This is a genomic window from Daejeonella rubra (assembly GCF_900103545.1).
In the GTDB taxonomy this organism is placed as follows: domain Bacteria; phylum Bacteroidota; class Bacteroidia; order Sphingobacteriales; family Sphingobacteriaceae; genus Daejeonella; species Daejeonella rubra.
Genome location: NZ_FNHH01000011.1, coordinates 39,007 through 57,760, shown reverse-complemented (window position 1 = coordinate 57,760; position 18,754 = coordinate 39,007). Strand labels below are relative to the sequence as shown.

Genomic DNA, 18,754 nt, shown 5'->3' with positions numbered 1-18,754 from the left:
ATAATTCAATTGGTCACGATTATTGTAATTATGAATCAAAATAGGTTGGAAGAACTTTTAAGGCTTTTTGTTGATGGCGAGATCAGCAGAGAAGAATATGACCAGTTATTTGATTATATCAGGCTGAATCCGGATGATGAACATTTAAATACTGCCATTGACACTGTTTTTAGTAACTCTAAAAAATTCAGCACAATAAATTCTGAGGACAGGGAATCTATTTTTCAAAATATAATCAGGAATAAGCATTTTGATAGTGACAATCAGGATGAAACAGACATAGATCCAAAATACTCTTATCGTTTGTGGTATCAGGTTGGGGTCGCTGCCAGTATAATGATCCTGCTTACAACCGGTTTATTCTTTTACACAAACAGGTCGCCGGTTCAGCAAATGGCAGTAAAAATTATTGAACCTAAAGCTGCTGTAATTGCTCCGGGAGACGATAAGGCAATTTTAACACTTTCTGATGGATCTGAAATTATTTTAGAAGATGCAAAGAATGGAATTCTTGCTAACCAGGCCGGTGTGAGTATTCAAAAAACATCAGACGGTGAACTGCTTTATTCATTTTCGAATTCTGCAAAAACTGTTTCTCCTGAATCAAATGAAAATGTTATTTACAACAAGATTGAAACTCCTGTAGGGGGTAAATATCAGGTAAATCTGCCGGATGGAAGTAAAGTTTGGCTCAACTCATCTTCTTCATTGCGATTTCCTGCTCTTTTCAATGGTAATACCCGTGAAGTAGAACTTAGTGGTGAAGCATATTTTGATGTTTCTAAAAATAAGAATAAACCTTTTAAGGTAATCACCAAGGATCAGATCGTAGAGGTTTTGGGAACTCAGTTCAATATTAATTCATATTCGGATGAGGGACCCATTAAAACCACGCTGATTGAAGGTTCAGTCAAAATTATTTATAAAGATAAGGTGGTTTTATTGAGTCCCGGACAACAGTTCCGGCCCATGGAGTCGGCAGCAAAAGTTATTAAAGCAGATACCGAAGAAGTTGTAGCATGGAAGGATGGCTACTTTGTCTTTAAAAATGAAGATATCCAGAGTATCATGAGGAAATTATCACGTTGGTACAATGTGGAGGTTAGCTATAGCGGGAATATTCCTGATGTAGGCTTTGGTGGAAATATTTCAAGATCTAAGGATATTTCAGAGGTTCTGGATGTTCTTCAATTAACTGATGCCATTCATTTTAAAGTAGAAGGAAGGAGGATCACCGTTATGCGATGAAGCAAACTAAATCGATCAAACGGTAATCTTAAAAAAACCAAGAGCGGTTGCAACGCTCCTGGTCAAATTTGGATTATCAATTTAAATGTAGTGAACAAGTATTAACTAAATCCAAACACGCAAATATATGAAATTGTATTCATTAACCATATGTAGGCCCTCTGATTACATAATAAAGCTATTGTTGATGATAAAACTAATTTTTGTTTTATTGATCACAGCATTTCTTCAGGTAAGCAGTGCTGAATCATTTTCTCAAACAGTCAGTCTAAAGTTTAAAAACGCTAAACTTGAGACTGTGCTAAAGGAGATTGGCACCCAAACGGGCTATGATCTGGTGTATATTACACCTTTGATCAATGAAGCTAAACCAGTAAGTATCAATGTAAACAATGCACCTCTCAGAGATGTGCTTGAGAAATCTTTTTCCAATCAGTCGCTTACCTATACAATAAGTAATAATACCATCATCGTTCAGCAGAAATCTTCTGCTTTTTTACCTGATGCACTTATTGATATTAAAAAGTTAACCGAGAAGGCACTTCCATCGGAAGTTAAAGGACTCGTGACAGATTCAAAAGGCGAAGGCCTGATTGGTGTAAGTATCAAAGTTAAAGGAACTGAAATTGGTGTAAGTACTGATGTAAATGGCCGCTATTCAATTACTGTTCCGGATGGCTCAACAGTTTTAGTTTTTACCTATGTAGGTTATACAACTAAAGAAGTGGCGATTTCCGGACGTACCAGTATGGATGTTCAATTAGAAGAGAGCTCTGAGACTTTGCAGGAAGTAGTGGTTGTAGGTTATGGAACCCAGAAGAAAAGTGACTTAACCGGATCAGTCGTATCAGTAACTGCAAAGGATATTAAAGATCAGGCTTTTTCTAATATTAACCAGGCACTTCAGGGAAAAGTTGCTGGTGTTACATTCACAAGTACATCGGGTGATCCGGGAGAAGGTGTGAACGTAAGAATACGTGGTTTGAATACATTTGGAAGTTCCGGACCATTATACGTGGTTGACGGGATGCCAATGGAAGCAGGTGATATCAATAGTATCAATCCTAATGATATTGAATCAACTACAGTCCTTAAGGATGGGTCTGCTGCTGCAATTTATGGTTCAAGATCAGCAAATGGAGTGATCATCCTGACCACTAAGAGTGGTGGTAATAAAGCTCCTCAGGTTAGTTTTAATTCTTATTACGGTATTCAGTCATTTAATAAATTCATTCCTCTTCTAAATTCACAGCAAATGGCTGATGTGATAAATGAAGCGCATGTTAATGGAAATTTCTTTCCATTACAACCGGCAATGAATGATCCAAACAATCTTAAGACCAGTACAGACTGGCAAGACGAAGCAATCAACCCTGCACCTATCCAGGATCACTCCATTTCCGTCTCAGGAGGAAATCCAAATGCAAAATATGCTATATCAGGCGGCGTTTTTGATCAGGAAAGCGTATTAGCGTTTCGAACCTTTAAGCGCTACTATTCCAGAGTAAAAACAGAATTTAAAATTGGTAAATTAACTGTTGGACAATCATTGATTGCCAGCAGAGATCAGGGCTTGAACCTGAATTTTGGTAATAACCTGGATCTGGCCTATATGATGGGTGCAGCACCAACTATGCCTGTTTACGACCCGAATAATGACAGTGGATATGCTGGCCCTTCGCCTGCAGTTACTGGCGTAAACAACCGGGATAATATATTAGGCCGTCGGGATATGAACCGTGCCTATACCTGGAATAATAAACTTTTGGGAAGTGCTTACGCATCCTACAAAATTTTACCGGATCTGGAGTTCAAACTTAATGCAGGTCTTAATTTTGGAAATAGAAGATTTAAGAACTATGTCCCTCAATTCCAGATGAACAACAGGGGTAGTAACGTTAGGTCATTGACAGAAAGATTATCCGAATCCTATGAGTACCTGATCGAAAATACCCTGACCTACAATAAAGTGATAGCGAAGAACTATCGTGTTAATTTATTAGCAGGTTATACTCAGCAGAACTTCTTCTTTAATACCATTTCAGGCAATAGAAGAGATTTTCCAAGTAATGACATACAGGTGCTAAGCGCTGGAACCGGAGCTTTTACCATTGATGGTAATCAGGCAGAAAATTCTCTTCGTTCGTTTTTAGGAAGGGCTAACATCACTATGTTCGATAAATATCTTATTACTGCAACTATTCGTCGCGATGGATCTTCCAGGTTTGGTGAAACTAACCGCTTTGGTAATTTCCCTTCTCTGGCTTTTGGATGGAATTTAGATCAGGAAAATTTCCTGAAAGATTCAAAATTGATCAGCGGATTAAAGTTAAGGACAAGCTGGGGACAATTGGGTAATCAGGATATAGGTAACTATAGTAATCAAACAGTTGTTTCAACATCTTCACGTTATTTCTTCGGAGCAGATGCTTTGGCACCGGCAGCCGTTGTTAACTCATTAGGAAATCCAAATTTGCGTTGGGAAAGAACTACTCAAACAAATATTGGAGTTGATCTGAGTTTACTTCAGAATAAGATCACATTCACTGCAGATTATTGGGTAAAGAACACGGATGGTATCCTGGTTCGTACGCCAATATCTACTGTAACAGGCTTTGCACGTGATTCAGGGCCTTATCAGAATGCTGCTGAGCTGCAAAACAAGGGATTAGAATTCCTTCTTGGATATCGGGGTGATGTTGGTGAGCTAAAGTATGGTGTATCTGCCAACCTTTCTTCAGTAAGAAACAAAGTGCTTTCTTTGGGAGCAGGCTCAAGTATCATCAATCTTCTTGAGAATGTTTATTACTCAGGTACCTTTGTTCGTACTATGCCGGGTATGCCAATGTCTCATTTTTATGGGCATATCTCTGATGGTATTTTTCAGACTCAGGCAGAGATCAATGCGCATGCAAGCCAGCCTGGTGCAAAACCTGGTGACGTAAGATTCAGGGATATCAACGGTGACGGAAAAGTGGATGCCAATGACAGAACCAATATCGGCGATCCATGGGCTGACTTTGATTATGGCTTTTCAGCCGATGCCAGCTGGAAAGGTTTTGATGTCAATATGAGTTTTTATGGAACCAGTGGAAAACAACTGTATGATGGTCAGGGTGTTTATCTTGAAACTATGCAGGGTGAGTGGAATAATAAAACCACTGTGCTAAATCGCTGGAAAGGACCAGGTACATCTAATACTCTGCCGAGGGCTGTTCGTGGTGATACCAATCAGAATAACCGCGGACAATCACGTTATGTTTTGGATGCGGATTTCTTAAGAATGCAGAATTTTCAGATTGGTTATACCCTTCCACAAGGTATGATTAAAAGAATCGGAGCAAGAAATGCAAGAGTTTATTTCAACGGCCAGAATCTGTTTACAATAACAAAGTATCCTAACTACAATGCGGATACTCTGGGAGGTTTAGGCTTTAATGACGATTCAATGAGCCCTCTGGGTTTTGGTGTAGATACAGGATCAACTCCTATACCAAGTGTTTACTCTCTGGGGGTTAATTTAACCTTCTAGGGGATATTTAACTCCAGATTATCATTCTAATTAAGTCATTAAGAAATTTAAAATATATAAAAATGGAAAAGTTAAAATTTGCTATAACGACCTTCATAGTATTGTTATTATTTAGCGGTTGTAAAAAAGATTTTCTTGAAAAATCTCCGCCTGATGCATTGACAGAAGATGGGTTTTATAATTCCGCAGAGCGTGCCCAATTAGGAGTTAACGCAATCTATGTTGCTCTTCAGGGATCATGGAGTGAGAACCTGATGAGGATAAATGATGTTCCATCCGGTGATCTGGTGCTTTCAAACACTACTCCTCTGGAATATAATAACTATACCTACTATCCTGCACTCACTCAAATACATGCTACTTATAGTGGTATGTATCAGGGAATAATCAGGTCAAATGCGGTAATCAAAAATGTGCCTGCAATCAATATGGCTGATGCGTTAAAGAATCAGTATGTAGGTGAAGCGAAATTTTTAAGAGCACTTAATTATTTTACACTCACTAATTTATTCGGTGCAGTGCCATTAATTACAGAGCCTCTTGAAAATACAGATGCTGCCCTGGTTGCCAGAACTCCGGTTGCCGATATTACTAAAGTAATAATTGCTGATCTGCTTGCTGCTGAAGCTGGTTTGCCGGTTTCTTTCAGTGGCAATAACCTGGGAAGAGCTACAAAAGGTGCTGCACAAGCTCTTTTAGGTAAGGTTTACCTCTACAATAAAGACTATACCAATGCTGAAAAATATTTTAGTCTGGTTATCGCGTCTAACAGATATAGTCTGATGGATAATTTCCAGGAAGTATGGCATCGTAGTTTTGAGAATAACAAGGAATCAATTTTTGAAGTTCAATTTGCCGATATCGGCGGTAGCGGTACCAATCTTAAAAATGGAACCATGTTACCGGCTGTAAATGGTGCTACTGGTTCTACACTGGCAACAAAAAGAGCATTTGATGCATTTGATCCGGCTGATCCGCGCAGGGGAATGACAATATTTAAAGCTGGTGATGTCTTTGCTCCAAATGTAAGTGCAGCCCTGGCCGTATTTAACCCAACATGGTCAGCAAGTGGTTATGCAGTTAAAAAAGGAATGTGGCCTATCATGTATGTGAACGGTAGTGGTATCAATTATCCGCTGATCCGGTATGCTGATGTTTTACTGATGTATGCAGAGGCAGCAAATGAGCTAAATCAGATCGATAAGGCCCGCGATGCCGTTAATTTGGTTCGTCAGCGCCCATCAGTAATGATGCCTAAACTGACTGTTGTTGATACCGGAACTAAGCAGACCATGTTTGATGCAATAGTTAAAGAAAGACAAGTTGAACTTATGTTTGAATTTCAACGCTTTATGGATTTGAAACGCTGGGGTATGGCGGCAACTGTTTTGGGCCCTCTGGGATACCAGGCCAAACATGCTTTATTCCCAATTCCTCAATTGGAATTGGATATAAATCCAAAGCTAACACAAAACACAGGCTGGTAAATTTGAGCTTGTCTTCAAATTCCTGATTTTGATTTTTTATAGGGATGCAATGAAAATTATGCATTGCATCCCTGTATTAAAACTTATTTTCTCTTGTTAATTGTAATAGATACGGTATTTGATAATTCTCTATTTTGATCTGATTTTATCTGGAGATATTCTCCTGTTTCAATAATAATTAATTATTAGGCTCAATTTTGTTCAGATTATTTAGGGGTATCTTATACAAGATTTTTCTTGACTGATTTTATCAGTAGTCCGGATTTGTTTCAAATTTTTAGGGTTATGTTCTATTTCAGGGTAATTAAAGTAAGCAATTGAAACGCAGAGACTTAATAAAAAGCCTATCGCTGTTGCCAATAATGGATCTGACTCCCTTAAATTATTTTGGGGGTAATTTCCTAGTTAACAAGGAGTCTCCGGCCTCACCTGCCTCTGCATATTTGACAGATCCCGATTTACACAAGAACGCATTTGTAATGGATGGTCATATCCATATGATGAGCCGGCAACTTTTGCAGGGACTTGATATGGGTCAGCGTTACCCTGATGGACATGTTGATCTGCCCAGAGCTGTGCAGGGAGGTCTTGATGCATTCTTTTTCTCAGTTTATACTCCTGAGCCTTATTATGAAACAAGACAGGAAGTAAAAAATACTTTTCGGGTTGTAGAACTGGCTTTGGCTCAGATTGAAAAAAATAGTAAGGTTATTGAACTTGCGTGTACGGCTTCGGAAATTGAAGAAATTAATCGAAGGGGGAAAATGGCTGCCTTCCTTGATCTGGAAGGAGGTTTTGATCTGGATGGTGATCTAAATTTACTCAGGGCACTTTACCGGCTGGGGCTTCGTTCTCTGCAGCTTACTGCACATAATGAAACCAACGGATTTATTGATTCTTGCTATGGAAAAAAGCTCTGGGGTGGATTGAATGAGCATGGACGTTCTGTTGTAAGAGAAATGAATCGATTAGGGATAGTGATCAATGTAGCTCATGCCTCTGATGATGCAATTATTCAGGCTGCTGAAACAAGTCATGATCCCATTATTTATAGTCATGGAGGATTTCGGGGAATTGTAAATAACCCGAGATGTATTTCTGATGAATGTGCAAAAGCAATTGCCGCCAAAGGAGGGGTAATAGGTATCCAGTTTGGAAGTAGTTTTAACAATCCAAAGTACGCTCAGTGGGTTGCATCTAAGCCTAAGGTAAAAGCAATTGAAACATCATCTCCAAAAGAGACTAAGCTATTAAGTATAAAAGAAATCGACCTGCAGGTAGCTATTGATCTTCCATTTGTTCATAAGGAAGTAATACCAGATGAATATTGGATGGGAGTAGATCAGCTTGCTCGGGTGATTGATTATGGTATCCGTCTGGTTGGTGAAGATCATGTTGCATTGGGTTCTGATTTCGATGGTGGCCCGCCCCTGCCAAGGCAGATCAGGGATGTGAGTGATTATCCTCAAATGACTTTAGCCATGCAGGAATTAGGTTATTCAGATGATAGAATTCGAAAGATATTAGGATTAAACTGGTTGCGGGTAATTCGTCAGGTCACAGAAAGAAATTAATAGATTTTTTTCGAATCAGGATCTCATGTTTCTGGTTCAAAAATAATATTTTCAATAAAAAATGGATTAGAGTTTTTATTTAAACAAAAAGAAATGAAACGTAGAAATGTACTGAAGACCTTGTCTCTTTTACCTCTGGCAGGTAGTGCCATTCCCTTAAATTCAATATTTGCATCACCAGTTGCCGGATCCCATAAACCTCCATTCAACCCTATGGGACCGGTTGAAGTTACATTAGAATCATTTCTCGATAAAAATAATATCTACAGAACACACGGTATTGAACCGATAATCAATTGCCGGGGCATTTTTACAATTATCGGCGGTTCCTTAAAACGTCCTCAGACTAAGGCCGCCATGGAAGCAGCATCCCATAATTTTGCCCAAATGGATGAAGTGGCCGATGGTATAGGACAGAGTCTTGCTAATCTTACCGGTGCTGAATGGGGGGTGGTATCTTCCGGTTGTGCTGCCGGACTTAAGCTGGTAACTGCTGCAGTAGTGTCTGGTGGTGATCCTGAAAAATTGGTTCGTATTCCTAATCTGGAAGGTTTGGAAAAAACGGAAGTCATTGTTCCCATCACTTCCAGAAATGCATATGATCATTCCATCAGGAATATTGGAGTAACCATTATTAATGTATCCACTCTTGAAGAATTAAAAAATGCGATCAACCCTAAAACTGCCCTGATCTATATGGTTAATGGCGACAGGTCATGGACCGGTGCTCCAATGTCATTAGAGAATATTTCTGAAATCGCGAAGGCAAAAAATGTTCCGGTTTTATTTGATGCAGCGAATGAAGTTCTGACATTTCCGCCCGTACATCTCAAGCGCGGAGCAAGCATTGTTGCGTATAGTGGTGGCAAGGCAATCTGCGGACCGCAATCCTGTGGCTTGATTTTGGGACAAAAAGATATTTTAATGGCTGCATGGCAGGCAAGTTCTCCTCACCATGGTCCATGCAGAGATAATAAGGTCGACCGTGATGAAATGTTTGGTATGGTTGCCGCAGTCAAGGCATGGAAGGAGATGGATCATGAAGCAATTCATAAACAATGGTACTCCTACCTTGATCATATCATCAAAAAAGTTTCCGGGATAAAAAGCGTTCAGACCATGGTACATGTTCCTTCAACCTTGTCAGGTCTTTCGAATGTATCCCCGGAAGTTGTCATAACATGGGATCCTGATGTGTTAAATATAACAGGAGCCGAGATGGCTGATGAGCTTGCTAAAAACAAACCGAGAATTGCCGTTGCCAGTGGCGGTGGCCGAGGTAAGGATCCTAATATTAATGGAATTGCTGTGACTACAATTGGAATGCAGGCTGGCGAGGAAAAGATTGCTGCCAATCGGATTTTCGAAGTATTAACTGCGAAAAGAAATCCTAAGTCAAAAGAATTAAAAGCTCCGGCAGCAAATATTTCAGGTACCTGGGATTTGGATGTTAAATTTTATAATAGCCAGGGCAAGCACAAATTATTTATTGAGCAGGATGGAAACTGGATCAAGGGAACTCATCAGGGCGGATTTGCGGTGAATGACATGGCCGGTTCTATCGAAGGTGATATGGTTAAGCTGCAGAGCTCTGTCCGGCTGATCGGCGACTCGATAATTTACACGTTTACAGGAACGGTTTCCGGAGACAAACTAATAGGTGAGATTTTTATGGGGGAATACAGGAGTGCAAAATTTACGGCTACGAAGAATAATAGACCGGCCTCCAAAAAACCAATTTTTGTTCCTTCAGGAGCACCCCTTGCCAGTTAATATAAATTACCTAAATTGAATTTTACAATTTTAAACTATAAAAAATGAATAACAAACTTTTCAAAAAAATCGCGGCACACTTTTACTTCTTATTTTTTGCCGTTTGTTTGGTTTCCCAGACCTCAGTTCAGGCTCAGGAGATTGATATGCTTATTAAAGGCGGACATGTGATCGATCCAAAGAATAAGATCGATGGGATTATGGACGTTGCTGTTAAGGACGGCAAAATATTTAGGGTAGCCTCCAACATTCCGGCAAATACTTCAAAGAAAACGGTAGATGCAACAGGTTTGTATGTTTCTCCCGGTTTTATAGACATGCATGTGCACGTTTTTGCAGGTGCTGAGGATCCGGGATACGCAGGTTTTGGAATTTCAAACGGTTTTGGTAGCGTGGCTCCTGATGATTTTACATTTCGTTCAGGAGTAACTACCGTGGTAGATGCCGGTTCATCCGGATGGAGAAATTTCCCTGCTTTCAAAAAGCAAACGATAGATAATTCTCAAACACGCGTATTAGCCTTCATAAGTATCACAGGTCATGGTATGTTAGGTACTGTTCATGCTCAGGATACCACAGATATGAATCCGGTGACAACCGCCTTTATCATGAAAGAATATCCTGATATCATTGTTGGTATTAAAGCACACCATTATCAGGGACATGATTTCACACCGGTTGATCGTGCGATCGCAGCAGGGAGGATTACTAAAAAGCCAATTATTGTAGATTTTGGTTCAAGTACACCTAAATTATCTATTGAAGAGCTTTTTATGAAGCATTTCCGCCCGGGTGATATTTTTACGCATACATTTTCTGGTTCTGCAACCAGCGAGCTGGCTCCGGGAGGCCGTCAGTCTGTTGTGGATGCTAACAACAAAGTAAAACCCTTCATTTTTGAGGCACAGAAACAAGGCAGAATATTCGATGTGGGCCATGGAGGTGGTGCTTTTGTTTGGAGTACAGCAATAAATTCAATTAAGCAGGGATTCTTACCTAATACCATCAGCACAGATCTATATAGAAACAGTAGAAATGCTGGAATGAAAGATATGGCCAATGTGATGTCTAAGTTTCTGAACATGGGTATGTCAATTCAGGATGTAGTGTTACGCTCTACCTGGAATCCTGCAAATGTGATACAGCATACAGATTTAGGTCACCTGAGTGTTGGTGCTGAGGCGGATGTCGCTGTGTTCAACGTTAGAGAAGGAAAATTCGGTTTTATGGATGCCCGTGGTTCTGTATTAAACGGAACGAAAAAATTAGAGGCTGAACTTACCCTCCGTGCAGGAAAAGTTGCATGGGATTTAAATGGGATCAGCGGCCCACAGTGGGATGCTGTCAGCAAATAATTAATTGTATTTAATCAGAAAGTAATGAGAATTAAAATAGCAGGTATTTCAGAATCTATTCAGCATCAATTTGTCCAAATTGTACAAGGAATTGCAGCTGTTTTAGTTCTCATCCTGATATCATCAATGGTTCATGCTCAGGAAATAGATATTCTGTTGAAAGGCGGCCATGTTATTGATCCAAAGAACAACATCGATTCTAAAATGGATGTTGCCATTGTCGGAGATAAAATATTCCGTGTTGCAAAGGATATTCCGGCAAATACTTCAAAAAAGACAGTTGATATAAGTGGCTTATATGTTACTCCGGGTCTGATTGATATGCATACCCATGTTTTTCATGGCACTGATCCGAATAGTATGACAGCAAATTCTTACGGTGGATTACAGGCGGATGCCTTTTCTTTCCGTGCAGGAGTTACTACTGTAGTTGATGCAGGGTCTTCCGGCTGGAGGAATTTTCCGCTTTTTAAAGCACAGTCAATCGATCGCGCACAAACCCGGGTTTTGGCTTTTCTGAATGTTGTTGGACGTGGAATGGTCAGCCGCTTTGATCAGCAGGATGTTACGGATATGAACCCTGTGATGAATGCTCATATGATCAATAAGCTATATCCGGATATTTTGGTAGGCATAAAATCTGCTCATTACTGGGGAGATTTCACATCCGTTGATAAAGCAATAGAATCAGGTAAACTGGCCAATGTTCCTGTAATTGTAGATTTTGGTGAACATACACCGGTTAATCCGATTGAGTCATTATTTATGGAGCACTTTCGCCCCGGTGATATTTTTACACATACTTTCTCAGAAATTAATGGAGGACGTGAATCTATTGTTGATGAAAAATCCAGAAAAGTTAAGCCATTTGTTTTTGCAGCCCAAAAAAGAGGGATCATTTTCGATGTAGGACATGGAGCGGGAGCATTCAACTTCAATCAGGCTATACCAGCGATAAAACAGGGGTTTTTGCCCAATACGATCAGTACAGACCTCTATAATTTAAGTATGAATGCTGCAATGAAGGATATGAGTAATGTGATGTCTAAATTTCTGGCAATGGGTGTAAGCCTTAATGATGTTATTTTAAGAACAACCTGGAATCCGGCTCAGGTTATTAAACGCCCTGATCTGGGTCATTTAAGCGTTGGAACAGAGGCTGATATTGCAGTTTTTAATTTAAAAAAGGGAAATTTCGGTTACATGGATGTCAGGCGCACCAAAATTAGTGGAACTGGAAAGCTGGAAGCAGAATTAACTATTCGCGCCGGACGGGTAGTATGGGATTTGAACGGGACCAGTGTACCAGAATGGCAAATGCCGGCAACCACGAATTGAGTTCTTTCGAATGATATCATAAATCAAAATAAGATGAACAAGATGTTAAACTACAAAAAGGTATTGTCACAGGTTTTTACAATTTCGGTATTTATTGCTTTGGCGCTCTTTATTTCCCCCATTCAAGGTATGGCTCAGGAGATCGATCTTTTATTAAAAGGCGGTCGTGTTATTGATGCCAAAAATAAGGTCGATGCAAAAATGGACCTCGCTATAAAGGATGGTAAGATATTCAAAGTGGCCTCTAACATACCTGCATCTGAATCGAAAAAAGTGGTTGATGTAAGCGGACTGATAGTTTCCCCCGGCTTGATCAATATGCATACACATGTTTATGCAGGCAGTAAACCGGGATTTACTGATGGAACCTCAAGCCAGCTTCCGGATGCTTTTGCACCTCGTTCTGGTATAACTACCGTTGTAGATGCCGGTACTTCCGGGTGGAGAACTTTTCCGGATTTTAAATCTAAAATCATTGATGGATCTACCACCCGTGTTCTTGCATTCCTTAGTATTGCCGCTTCCGGATATTCAGTAGATAAAGCACAGGAAGATATTAATGATATGGATGCTCAGATGACTGCCGAAACAGTTAAAAAGTATCCCGATATATTGGTTGGTGTAAGGATCGGCCGTTATGAAACAGACGATAACTGGACTCCTTTTGATCGGGCAGTGGAAGCAGCTAAATTGTCAAATACCCCTCTTTTTGTAGAATGCCATTTGCCAAAGTATTCTCTGGAAGATCAATTGAAGCATATGCGCCCCGGTGATATTATGACCCATGCCTTTGAAAATGTTGCAGAACGCATGACAGTAGTTGATGAGAAGGGTAAAGTAAGGCCTTTTGTTTTGGAAGCACAGAAACGCGGGATACTCTTTGATATTGGTCATGGAGGCGGTGGATTTTGGTTTAACCAGGCTATCCCTGCTTTTGAACAAGGCCTTTTGCCAAATTCCTTTGGTACCGATGAGCATCGTACAAGCATGAATTCTGGAATGAAGACCATGTTGAATGTGATGTCAAAATATTTAAATATGGGTATGGGTATTCCTGATATTATAGCTCGCGGGAGCTGGAATGCAGCCAAATCCATTAAAAGAGAGGATCTTGGGAATTTGTCTGTTGGTTCTGTAGCAGATATTGCAGTACTGAGTGTAAATACAGGAAAATTTGGCTTTGTTGACTCCGGAAACAATAAAATTAACGGAGATCGCAAGTTTGAAGCAGAATTGACTGTGAGGGCCGGAAGGGTCATATGGGACCTGAACGGACTCTCAGCTAAAGGAATGGCCAAAATTAATTAAATTAAGAATCTATAAAATAAAATCAATAAATATGAAACGCAGAAATGTTATTAAAGGCTTAGCCTTGCTTCCTGTAGCGGGGAGTATTCTTCCCCAAAAGTCTGTTCTTGCTGCACCTGTTGCTGAAACTGTTTCTTCTGTCACTGTATCACCCGTAACCGAAGCGTCATTTATGGCTGAAACAAATATCTTCCGCAGAATTGGCGTGGAACCCGTGATTAATTGCATGGGTACGTACACAATTATTGGGGGCTCTATTGAGCGTACCGCAGTTCGGGAGGCAATGGAAGCGGCCGCTCATAATTTTGTACAATATGATGAATTAGCTGATGCCATAGGCCAGCGGCTGGCAGACCTTACCGGTGCAGAATGGGGAATGGTTTCTGCCGGATGTGCGGCAGGCCTTAAACATATTACCGCCGCTTGTGTTACTGGTGGTAACCCAGAAAAGCTGATCCGTATTCCTGATCTGACAGGTTTTGAAAAAACCGAAGTAATTATTCCACGGTATTCGAGGAATGCCTATGATCATGGAATTCGAAATATTGGTGTAACCATCGTTCATGTAAACACCCCTGAAGAACTCGAAAAAGCGATCAACCCGAAAACTGCAATGATCTATATGACCGCAGGGGCACAATCTGAAACCGGACAACCTCTCTCATTAGAAGCAATTTCTGCGATTGCAAAGCCGAAAAATATTCCTGTTTTGATCGATGTAGCAGCTCAGAACCTAACCATTCCGCCTGTTCATTTTAAAAGAGGTGCTACTTTGGTGGCATATAGTGGAGGAAAGGCAATTTGTGGTCCGCAGTGCGCCGGACTGATGCTTGGTGATAAGTCCATTTTGATGTCTGCATGGCAGGCAAGTTCACCGCATCATGGACCGGGACGAGATAATAAAGTAGGACGTGAAGAAATGATCGGCATGATGGCTGCTGTTGAGGATTGGGTAAAACGCGATCATGCTGGCGACTGGAAGAAATGGTTGTCCTGGTTGGATACTATCTCAAAGAAGATTTCAGGTATTGATGGTATTAAGGCAACAGTCTTTGAACCAACTGGTCTGTCAAATAAATCACCTGTTTTGAAAGTGAGCTGGGATCCGGCAAAATTGTATGTGAATGGTTTTGAAATAGCTGAGGAATTAGGGAGAAATAAGCCAAGAATTGCCCTGGCCGCAAGGGATGAAAGTGATGGTACTACCTCTGTCAATATCACAACAGGACAAATGCAGGCCGGAGAAGAAAAGATCATTGCCGATCGCTTGCATGAAGTTCTATCCAAGAAACGTCAGCCCAAGCCGGAAATGTCAGTTCCAACAGCCAATCTGAATGGTATTTGGGATGTGAGTATACAATTCTTTAGTAGCACGAGTCAGCATAGCTTTAATATTACCCAGGATGGTAACTGGTTTTCTGGCACCCATAAGGCAGATTTTGATACCAGAAATTTAACAGGTACCATCGATGGAAGTCAGATCAAATTTGAAAGTACCATAAGGATCGTCGCTGATAATATTAATTACCTGTTTCAGGGTACAGTTAGCGGTAATACCATGTCTGGGGATATTCATTTGGGAGAATACCGGACCGCTAAATTTACTGCCACGCGCAATGGTACAAAGCCTGCCCGTAAAAGGATCCAGATCCCTGGTGGCCCACCTTTGGCAACTTAATTAAATACACCCTGCTGGTATGATTACCGGCAGGGTATTTTGTTTTGACTGTTTTAAATGAATTTTAGAAATCCCACACATCAGCTATCAATAATTTAATGAGAAAATTAAAATCAATCAGCTCTGTTATTCTCCTTTTGACACTTTTTATACATGTGGTTAAGGCACAGGATGCATCGACGAATAGCGGATTTTCTTCCTACTCTGTAAAACGAGCTACTCAGGCAGTAAATGTAAATGACAAATGGAATGAAGCTGCCTGGAAGGGTGTGGAATCAGTTAAAATTCAGAACTACATGGGCGAAATACCCAAATTCAAACCGAAGGCAGAAGCAAAAATGGCCTATGATGATAATTTTATTTATGTCATTTACAGGGTGAAGGATCGCTATGTCCGGAGTATAACCCAAAAGATAAATGGTAAAGTTTGGGAAGATTCAGCAGTGGAATTCTTTTTCTCACCAGAAGCTAATAACCCTGTGAATTATTTTAATCTGGAGATCAATTGCGGTGGTACACCTTTGCTGCATCATAAGAAAGTAAGACCTTCGATTGATGATATTCAGAAAATTGAAATCGCCGCTTCTCTGCCAAAGGTGGTTGATCCGGAAATAACCAAACGGGTTACCTGGACCATTTCCTTCAAAATACCGCTGAGCATGCTTGAAAAATATACAAATGTAGTTCGTCCGAAAGCAGGTGTTTCCTGGAGAGCTAATTTTTATAAGATCGCAGAAATTAATTCCAATAAACATTATATAACATGGAATGAAGTTAAAAATCCTACACCTCAATTCCATTTGCCTCAGTTTTTCGGGGTCTTGAATTTTCAGTAATTGGGAGTGTTAATTATTAAAAATATTGATCATTATGTCCTGTTTCAATAAAACTGCTGCTTTTGAAAAGATGTTTTGCAAACTCCCGATATTTTTTGTCTTTCTTATCATTTGTCAATTCAGCTATGCTCAGGAAATAGATATTCTTTTTAAGGGGGCACATGTTATCGATCCCAAAAATAAGATCGACTCCAAAATGGATGTAGCAATTTCTGATGGGAAGATATTTCGTGTTGCTAAAGATATTCCTATTGGATCCGCCAGGAAAACTATCGACGTAACTGGTTTTTATATTACACCCGGAATAATCGATATGCATGTACATGTTTTTCAGGGTACTGATAAAAATAGCACATCAGTAGGCAATTCTTCGAGAAGTCAGCAAGCAGACGCATTCTCTTTTAGAACAGGTGTTACCACTGTTGTAGATGCAGGTTCTTCAGGATGGAGAAATTTTCCATTGTTTAAAGAACAGACAATTGATAAGGCACAAACAAGAATTCTGGCTTTTCTCAATGTGATTGGCAATGGAATGATTGGACGTTTTCAGGAACAGGATGTGACTGATATGAATCCTGTAATGAATGCTCATATGATCAACCGTCTTTACCCAAATATTCTTGTTGGTATTAAGTCTGCTCACTACTGGGGTGAATTTACCTCTGTAGACAAGGCGGTAGAGTCAGGGAAGCTGGCAAATGTGCCAATTATGGTTGATTTTGGCGAACATAATCCGGCCAATTCTATTGAGTCTTTATTTCTGAAACACTTTCGTCCGGGAGATATTTTTACCCATACATTTTCTGAGATCAGTACCGGAAGGGAGTCTGTAGTGGATGAAAAAACAAGAAAAGTAAAACCTTTTGTATTTGAAGCACAAAAACGAGGAGTGATCTTCGATGTTGGCCATGGTGGCGGAGCATTTTCCTGGGCTCAGGCAGTTCCTTCATTCCAGCAAGGCTTTTATCCGGATGTTATAAGTTCAGATCTGCACGATCAAAGTATGAACAGCGGAATGAAGGATATGGCTAATGTGATGTCCAAGTTTCTGGCCCTTGGAATGAATCTTCAGGATGTTATTTTGAGATCTACATGGAATCCCGCGCAGGTAATTAAACGCCCTGATCTTGGTCATTTAAGTGTTGGCTCTGAGGCTGATCTGGCAGTTTTTAATGTCAGAGAAGGAAAGTTCGGGTACACGGATGTACGGAAAATTGCCGTCTCCGGAACTAAAAAGCTGGAAGCAGAACTAACGCTTCGTGCAGGTAAAGTTGTATGGGATTTGAATGGCTTAAGTGGTCAGAAATGGGCCGTAGAAAAGTAAATGGTGATTATTAAGATAATTCAAATGAAAGTTACAGCAAATAAAAATAATTCTTATTCTGGAATTAGATGTTTTAGAATGGGCTTAATCGCATTATTCGCAGTTTTATTATTTCCACAGTTTGTGCAAGGTCAGGAAATCGATCTTTTGCTAAAAGGAGGACGTGTACTGGATCCTAGGAATAATATTGATTCAAAAATGGATGTGGCTGTTAAAGACGGTAAAATTTATCATGTTGCAGCTGAGATTCCAGCTTCTGGTGCAAAAAAGGTATTGGATGTTAGCGGGATGCTGGTGTCTCCGGGACTGATCAACATTCATACCCACGTATACGCAGGAAGTAAGCCCGGCTTTGCTGATGGTCAGTCAAGCCAGTTGCCGGATGCCTTTGCTCCCCGGTCAGGCATTACTACTGTGGTAGATGCCGGCACTACCGGCTGGCGGACCTATCCTGATTTTAAGGCAAAGGTGGTTGATCCTTCTTTGACCCGTGTACTAGCTTTCCTGAATATTTTCGAGACAGGTTTCAGTTCAGGCTCTGCAATTGAACCCGATTTAAATACATTGGATGTTCAAATGACTGTGGATGCCATCAAAAAATATCCTAATTTAATAGTAGGTACACGCATCGGGCATTATAAAGGTAAAAGCTGGGTGCCTTTTGATAAGGCTTCTGAAGCCGCACGAATTGCAGAAAAACCTCTTTTTGTGGAATGTCATATGCCTGAATATTCTCTGGAAGATCAGTTGAAAAGAATGCGTTCCGGTGATATCATTACCCATTCATTCGAAAATGTAAAAGAACGTATGCCAATTGTTGATGAACAGGGTAAATTGAGGCCATTTGTCCTGGAAGCTCAAAATAAAGGGGTTTTGTTTGATGTTGGTCACGGAGGTGTTGGATTCTGGTTTGATCAGGCTATACCGGCATTGAAGCAGGGTCTTCTTCCAAATTCTTTTGGTACAGATGAACACAGAACCAGTATGAACGCAGGCATGAAGAATATGTTGAATGTAATGTCTAAATACTTAACTATTGGAATGACCATTCCGGATATCATTGCCAGCGGAAGCTGGAAGCCTGCCAAATCAATAAAAAGAGAAGATCTTGGTAATTTAAGTGTGGGTTCTGTAGCAGATATTGCCGTTATAAGTATTTTGAATGGGAAATACGGATTTGTAGATTCTGGAGGTAACCGGATTGAGGGCGACCGCAAATTTGAGGCCGAATTGACCATTAGAGCGGGAAGAATTATTTGGGATCTTAATGGTATGTCTGCCACCCCTTATAAAAAGTAGAA

12 protein-coding genes are annotated in these 18,754 nt (G+C 40.3%); all 12 read left to right on the top strand.

Translation table 11 applies throughout. The features are described 5' to 3' along the window. The first annotated feature begins 30 nt into the window (after nucleotides 1–30). Nucleotides 31–1,248, top strand: a complete 1,218-nt coding sequence (locus BLR27_RS09635) for a FecR family protein (RefSeq protein WP_090704272.1) — start codon at nucleotides 31–33, stop codon at nucleotides 1,246–1,248. A 187-nt stretch (nucleotides 1,249–1,435) separates the two neighbouring features. After that, nucleotides 1,436–4,780, top strand: a complete 3,345-nt coding sequence (locus BLR27_RS09630; RefSeq protein WP_176767659.1) for a TonB-dependent receptor — start codon at nucleotides 1,436–1,438, stop codon at nucleotides 4,778–4,780. Nucleotides 4,781–4,842: 62 nt separating this feature from the next. Then, entirely contained in the window at nucleotides 4,843–6,267 is a 1,425-nt protein-coding gene (locus BLR27_RS09625) for a RagB/SusD family nutrient uptake outer membrane protein (protein ID WP_090704268.1), read from the top strand. Nucleotides 6,268–6,584: 317 nt separating this feature from the next. Further along, the gene (locus BLR27_RS09620) at nucleotides 6,585–7,841 is read left to right on the top strand and encodes a dipeptidase (RefSeq protein WP_090704266.1); all 1,257 of its coding nucleotides are present in this window, start codon (nucleotides 6,585–6,587) and stop codon (nucleotides 7,839–7,841) included. A 93-nt stretch (nucleotides 7,842–7,934) separates the two neighbouring features. Then, complete coding sequence (locus BLR27_RS09615; protein ID WP_090704264.1) at nucleotides 7,935–9,614, top strand: aminotransferase class V-fold PLP-dependent enzyme; 1,680 nt, start codon at nucleotides 7,935–7,937, stop codon at nucleotides 9,612–9,614. A 44-nt stretch (nucleotides 9,615–9,658) separates the two neighbouring features. Beyond that, entirely contained in the window at nucleotides 9,659–10,969 is a 1,311-nt protein-coding gene (locus tag BLR27_RS09610; RefSeq protein WP_090704261.1) for an amidohydrolase/deacetylase family metallohydrolase, read from the top strand. Between the two features lie 24 nt (nucleotides 10,970–10,993). Continuing rightward, on the top strand, nucleotides 10,994–12,307 hold the full coding sequence (locus BLR27_RS09605; protein WP_221406321.1) for an amidohydrolase/deacetylase family metallohydrolase: 1,314 nt from the start codon (nucleotides 10,994–10,996) through the stop codon (nucleotides 12,305–12,307). A 33-nt stretch (nucleotides 12,308–12,340) separates the two neighbouring features. Further along, nucleotides 12,341–13,615 (top strand): amidohydrolase/deacetylase family metallohydrolase, encoded by a 1,275-nt coding sequence (locus tag BLR27_RS09600; protein ID WP_221406320.1) that lies wholly within the window; start codon nucleotides 12,341–12,343, stop codon nucleotides 13,613–13,615. Nucleotides 13,616–13,646: 31 nt separating this feature from the next. Beyond that, nucleotides 13,647–15,293: an aminotransferase class V-fold PLP-dependent enzyme gene (locus tag BLR27_RS09595; protein WP_090704260.1), complete on the top strand. Its 1,647-nt coding sequence runs from the start codon at nucleotides 13,647–13,649 to the stop codon at nucleotides 15,291–15,293. Nucleotides 15,294–15,391: 98 nt separating this feature from the next. Then, the gene (locus BLR27_RS09590; protein ID WP_090704258.1) at nucleotides 15,392–16,129 is read left to right on the top strand and encodes a carbohydrate-binding family 9-like protein; all 738 of its coding nucleotides are present in this window, start codon (nucleotides 15,392–15,394) and stop codon (nucleotides 16,127–16,129) included. A 34-nt stretch (nucleotides 16,130–16,163) separates the two neighbouring features. Next, nucleotides 16,164–17,453, top strand: coding sequence for an amidohydrolase/deacetylase family metallohydrolase (locus tag BLR27_RS09585; RefSeq protein WP_090704256.1), 1,290 nt, complete (start codon nucleotides 16,164–16,166; stop codon nucleotides 17,451–17,453). Between the two features lie 78 nt (nucleotides 17,454–17,531). Continuing rightward, nucleotides 17,532–18,752, top strand: coding sequence for an amidohydrolase/deacetylase family metallohydrolase (locus BLR27_RS09580; RefSeq protein WP_090704368.1), 1,221 nt, complete (start codon nucleotides 17,532–17,534; stop codon nucleotides 18,750–18,752). Nucleotides 18,753–18,754 lie beyond the last annotated feature (2 nt).

Coding starts and splice junctions, on each gene's coding strand:
- BLR27_RS09630 (WP_176767659.1), top strand. CDS start 1,436: ATGATAAAACTAATTTTTGTTTTATTGATCACAGCATTTCTTCAGGTA.
- BLR27_RS09605 (WP_221406321.1), top strand. CDS start 10,994: ATGAGAATTAAAATAGCAGGTATTTCAGAATCTATTCAGCATCAATTT.
- BLR27_RS09590 (WP_090704258.1), top strand. CDS start 15,392: ATGAGAAAATTAAAATCAATCAGCTCTGTTATTCTCCTTTTGACACTT.
- BLR27_RS09625 (WP_090704268.1), top strand. CDS start 4,843: ATGGAAAAGTTAAAATTTGCTATAACGACCTTCATAGTATTGTTATTA.
- BLR27_RS09615 (WP_090704264.1), top strand. CDS start 7,935: ATGAAACGTAGAAATGTACTGAAGACCTTGTCTCTTTTACCTCTGGCA.
- BLR27_RS09585 (WP_090704256.1), top strand. CDS start 16,164: ATGTCCTGTTTCAATAAAACTGCTGCTTTTGAAAAGATGTTTTGCAAA.
- BLR27_RS09595 (WP_090704260.1), top strand. CDS start 13,647: ATGAAACGCAGAAATGTTATTAAAGGCTTAGCCTTGCTTCCTGTAGCG.
- BLR27_RS09635 (WP_090704272.1), top strand. CDS start 31: ATGAATCAAAATAGGTTGGAAGAACTTTTAAGGCTTTTTGTTGATGGC.
- BLR27_RS09600 (WP_221406320.1), top strand. CDS start 12,341: ATGAACAAGATGTTAAACTACAAAAAGGTATTGTCACAGGTTTTTACA.
- BLR27_RS09610 (WP_090704261.1), top strand. CDS start 9,659: ATGAATAACAAACTTTTCAAAAAAATCGCGGCACACTTTTACTTCTTA.
- BLR27_RS09580 (WP_090704368.1), top strand. CDS start 17,532: ATGGGCTTAATCGCATTATTCGCAGTTTTATTATTTCCACAGTTTGTG.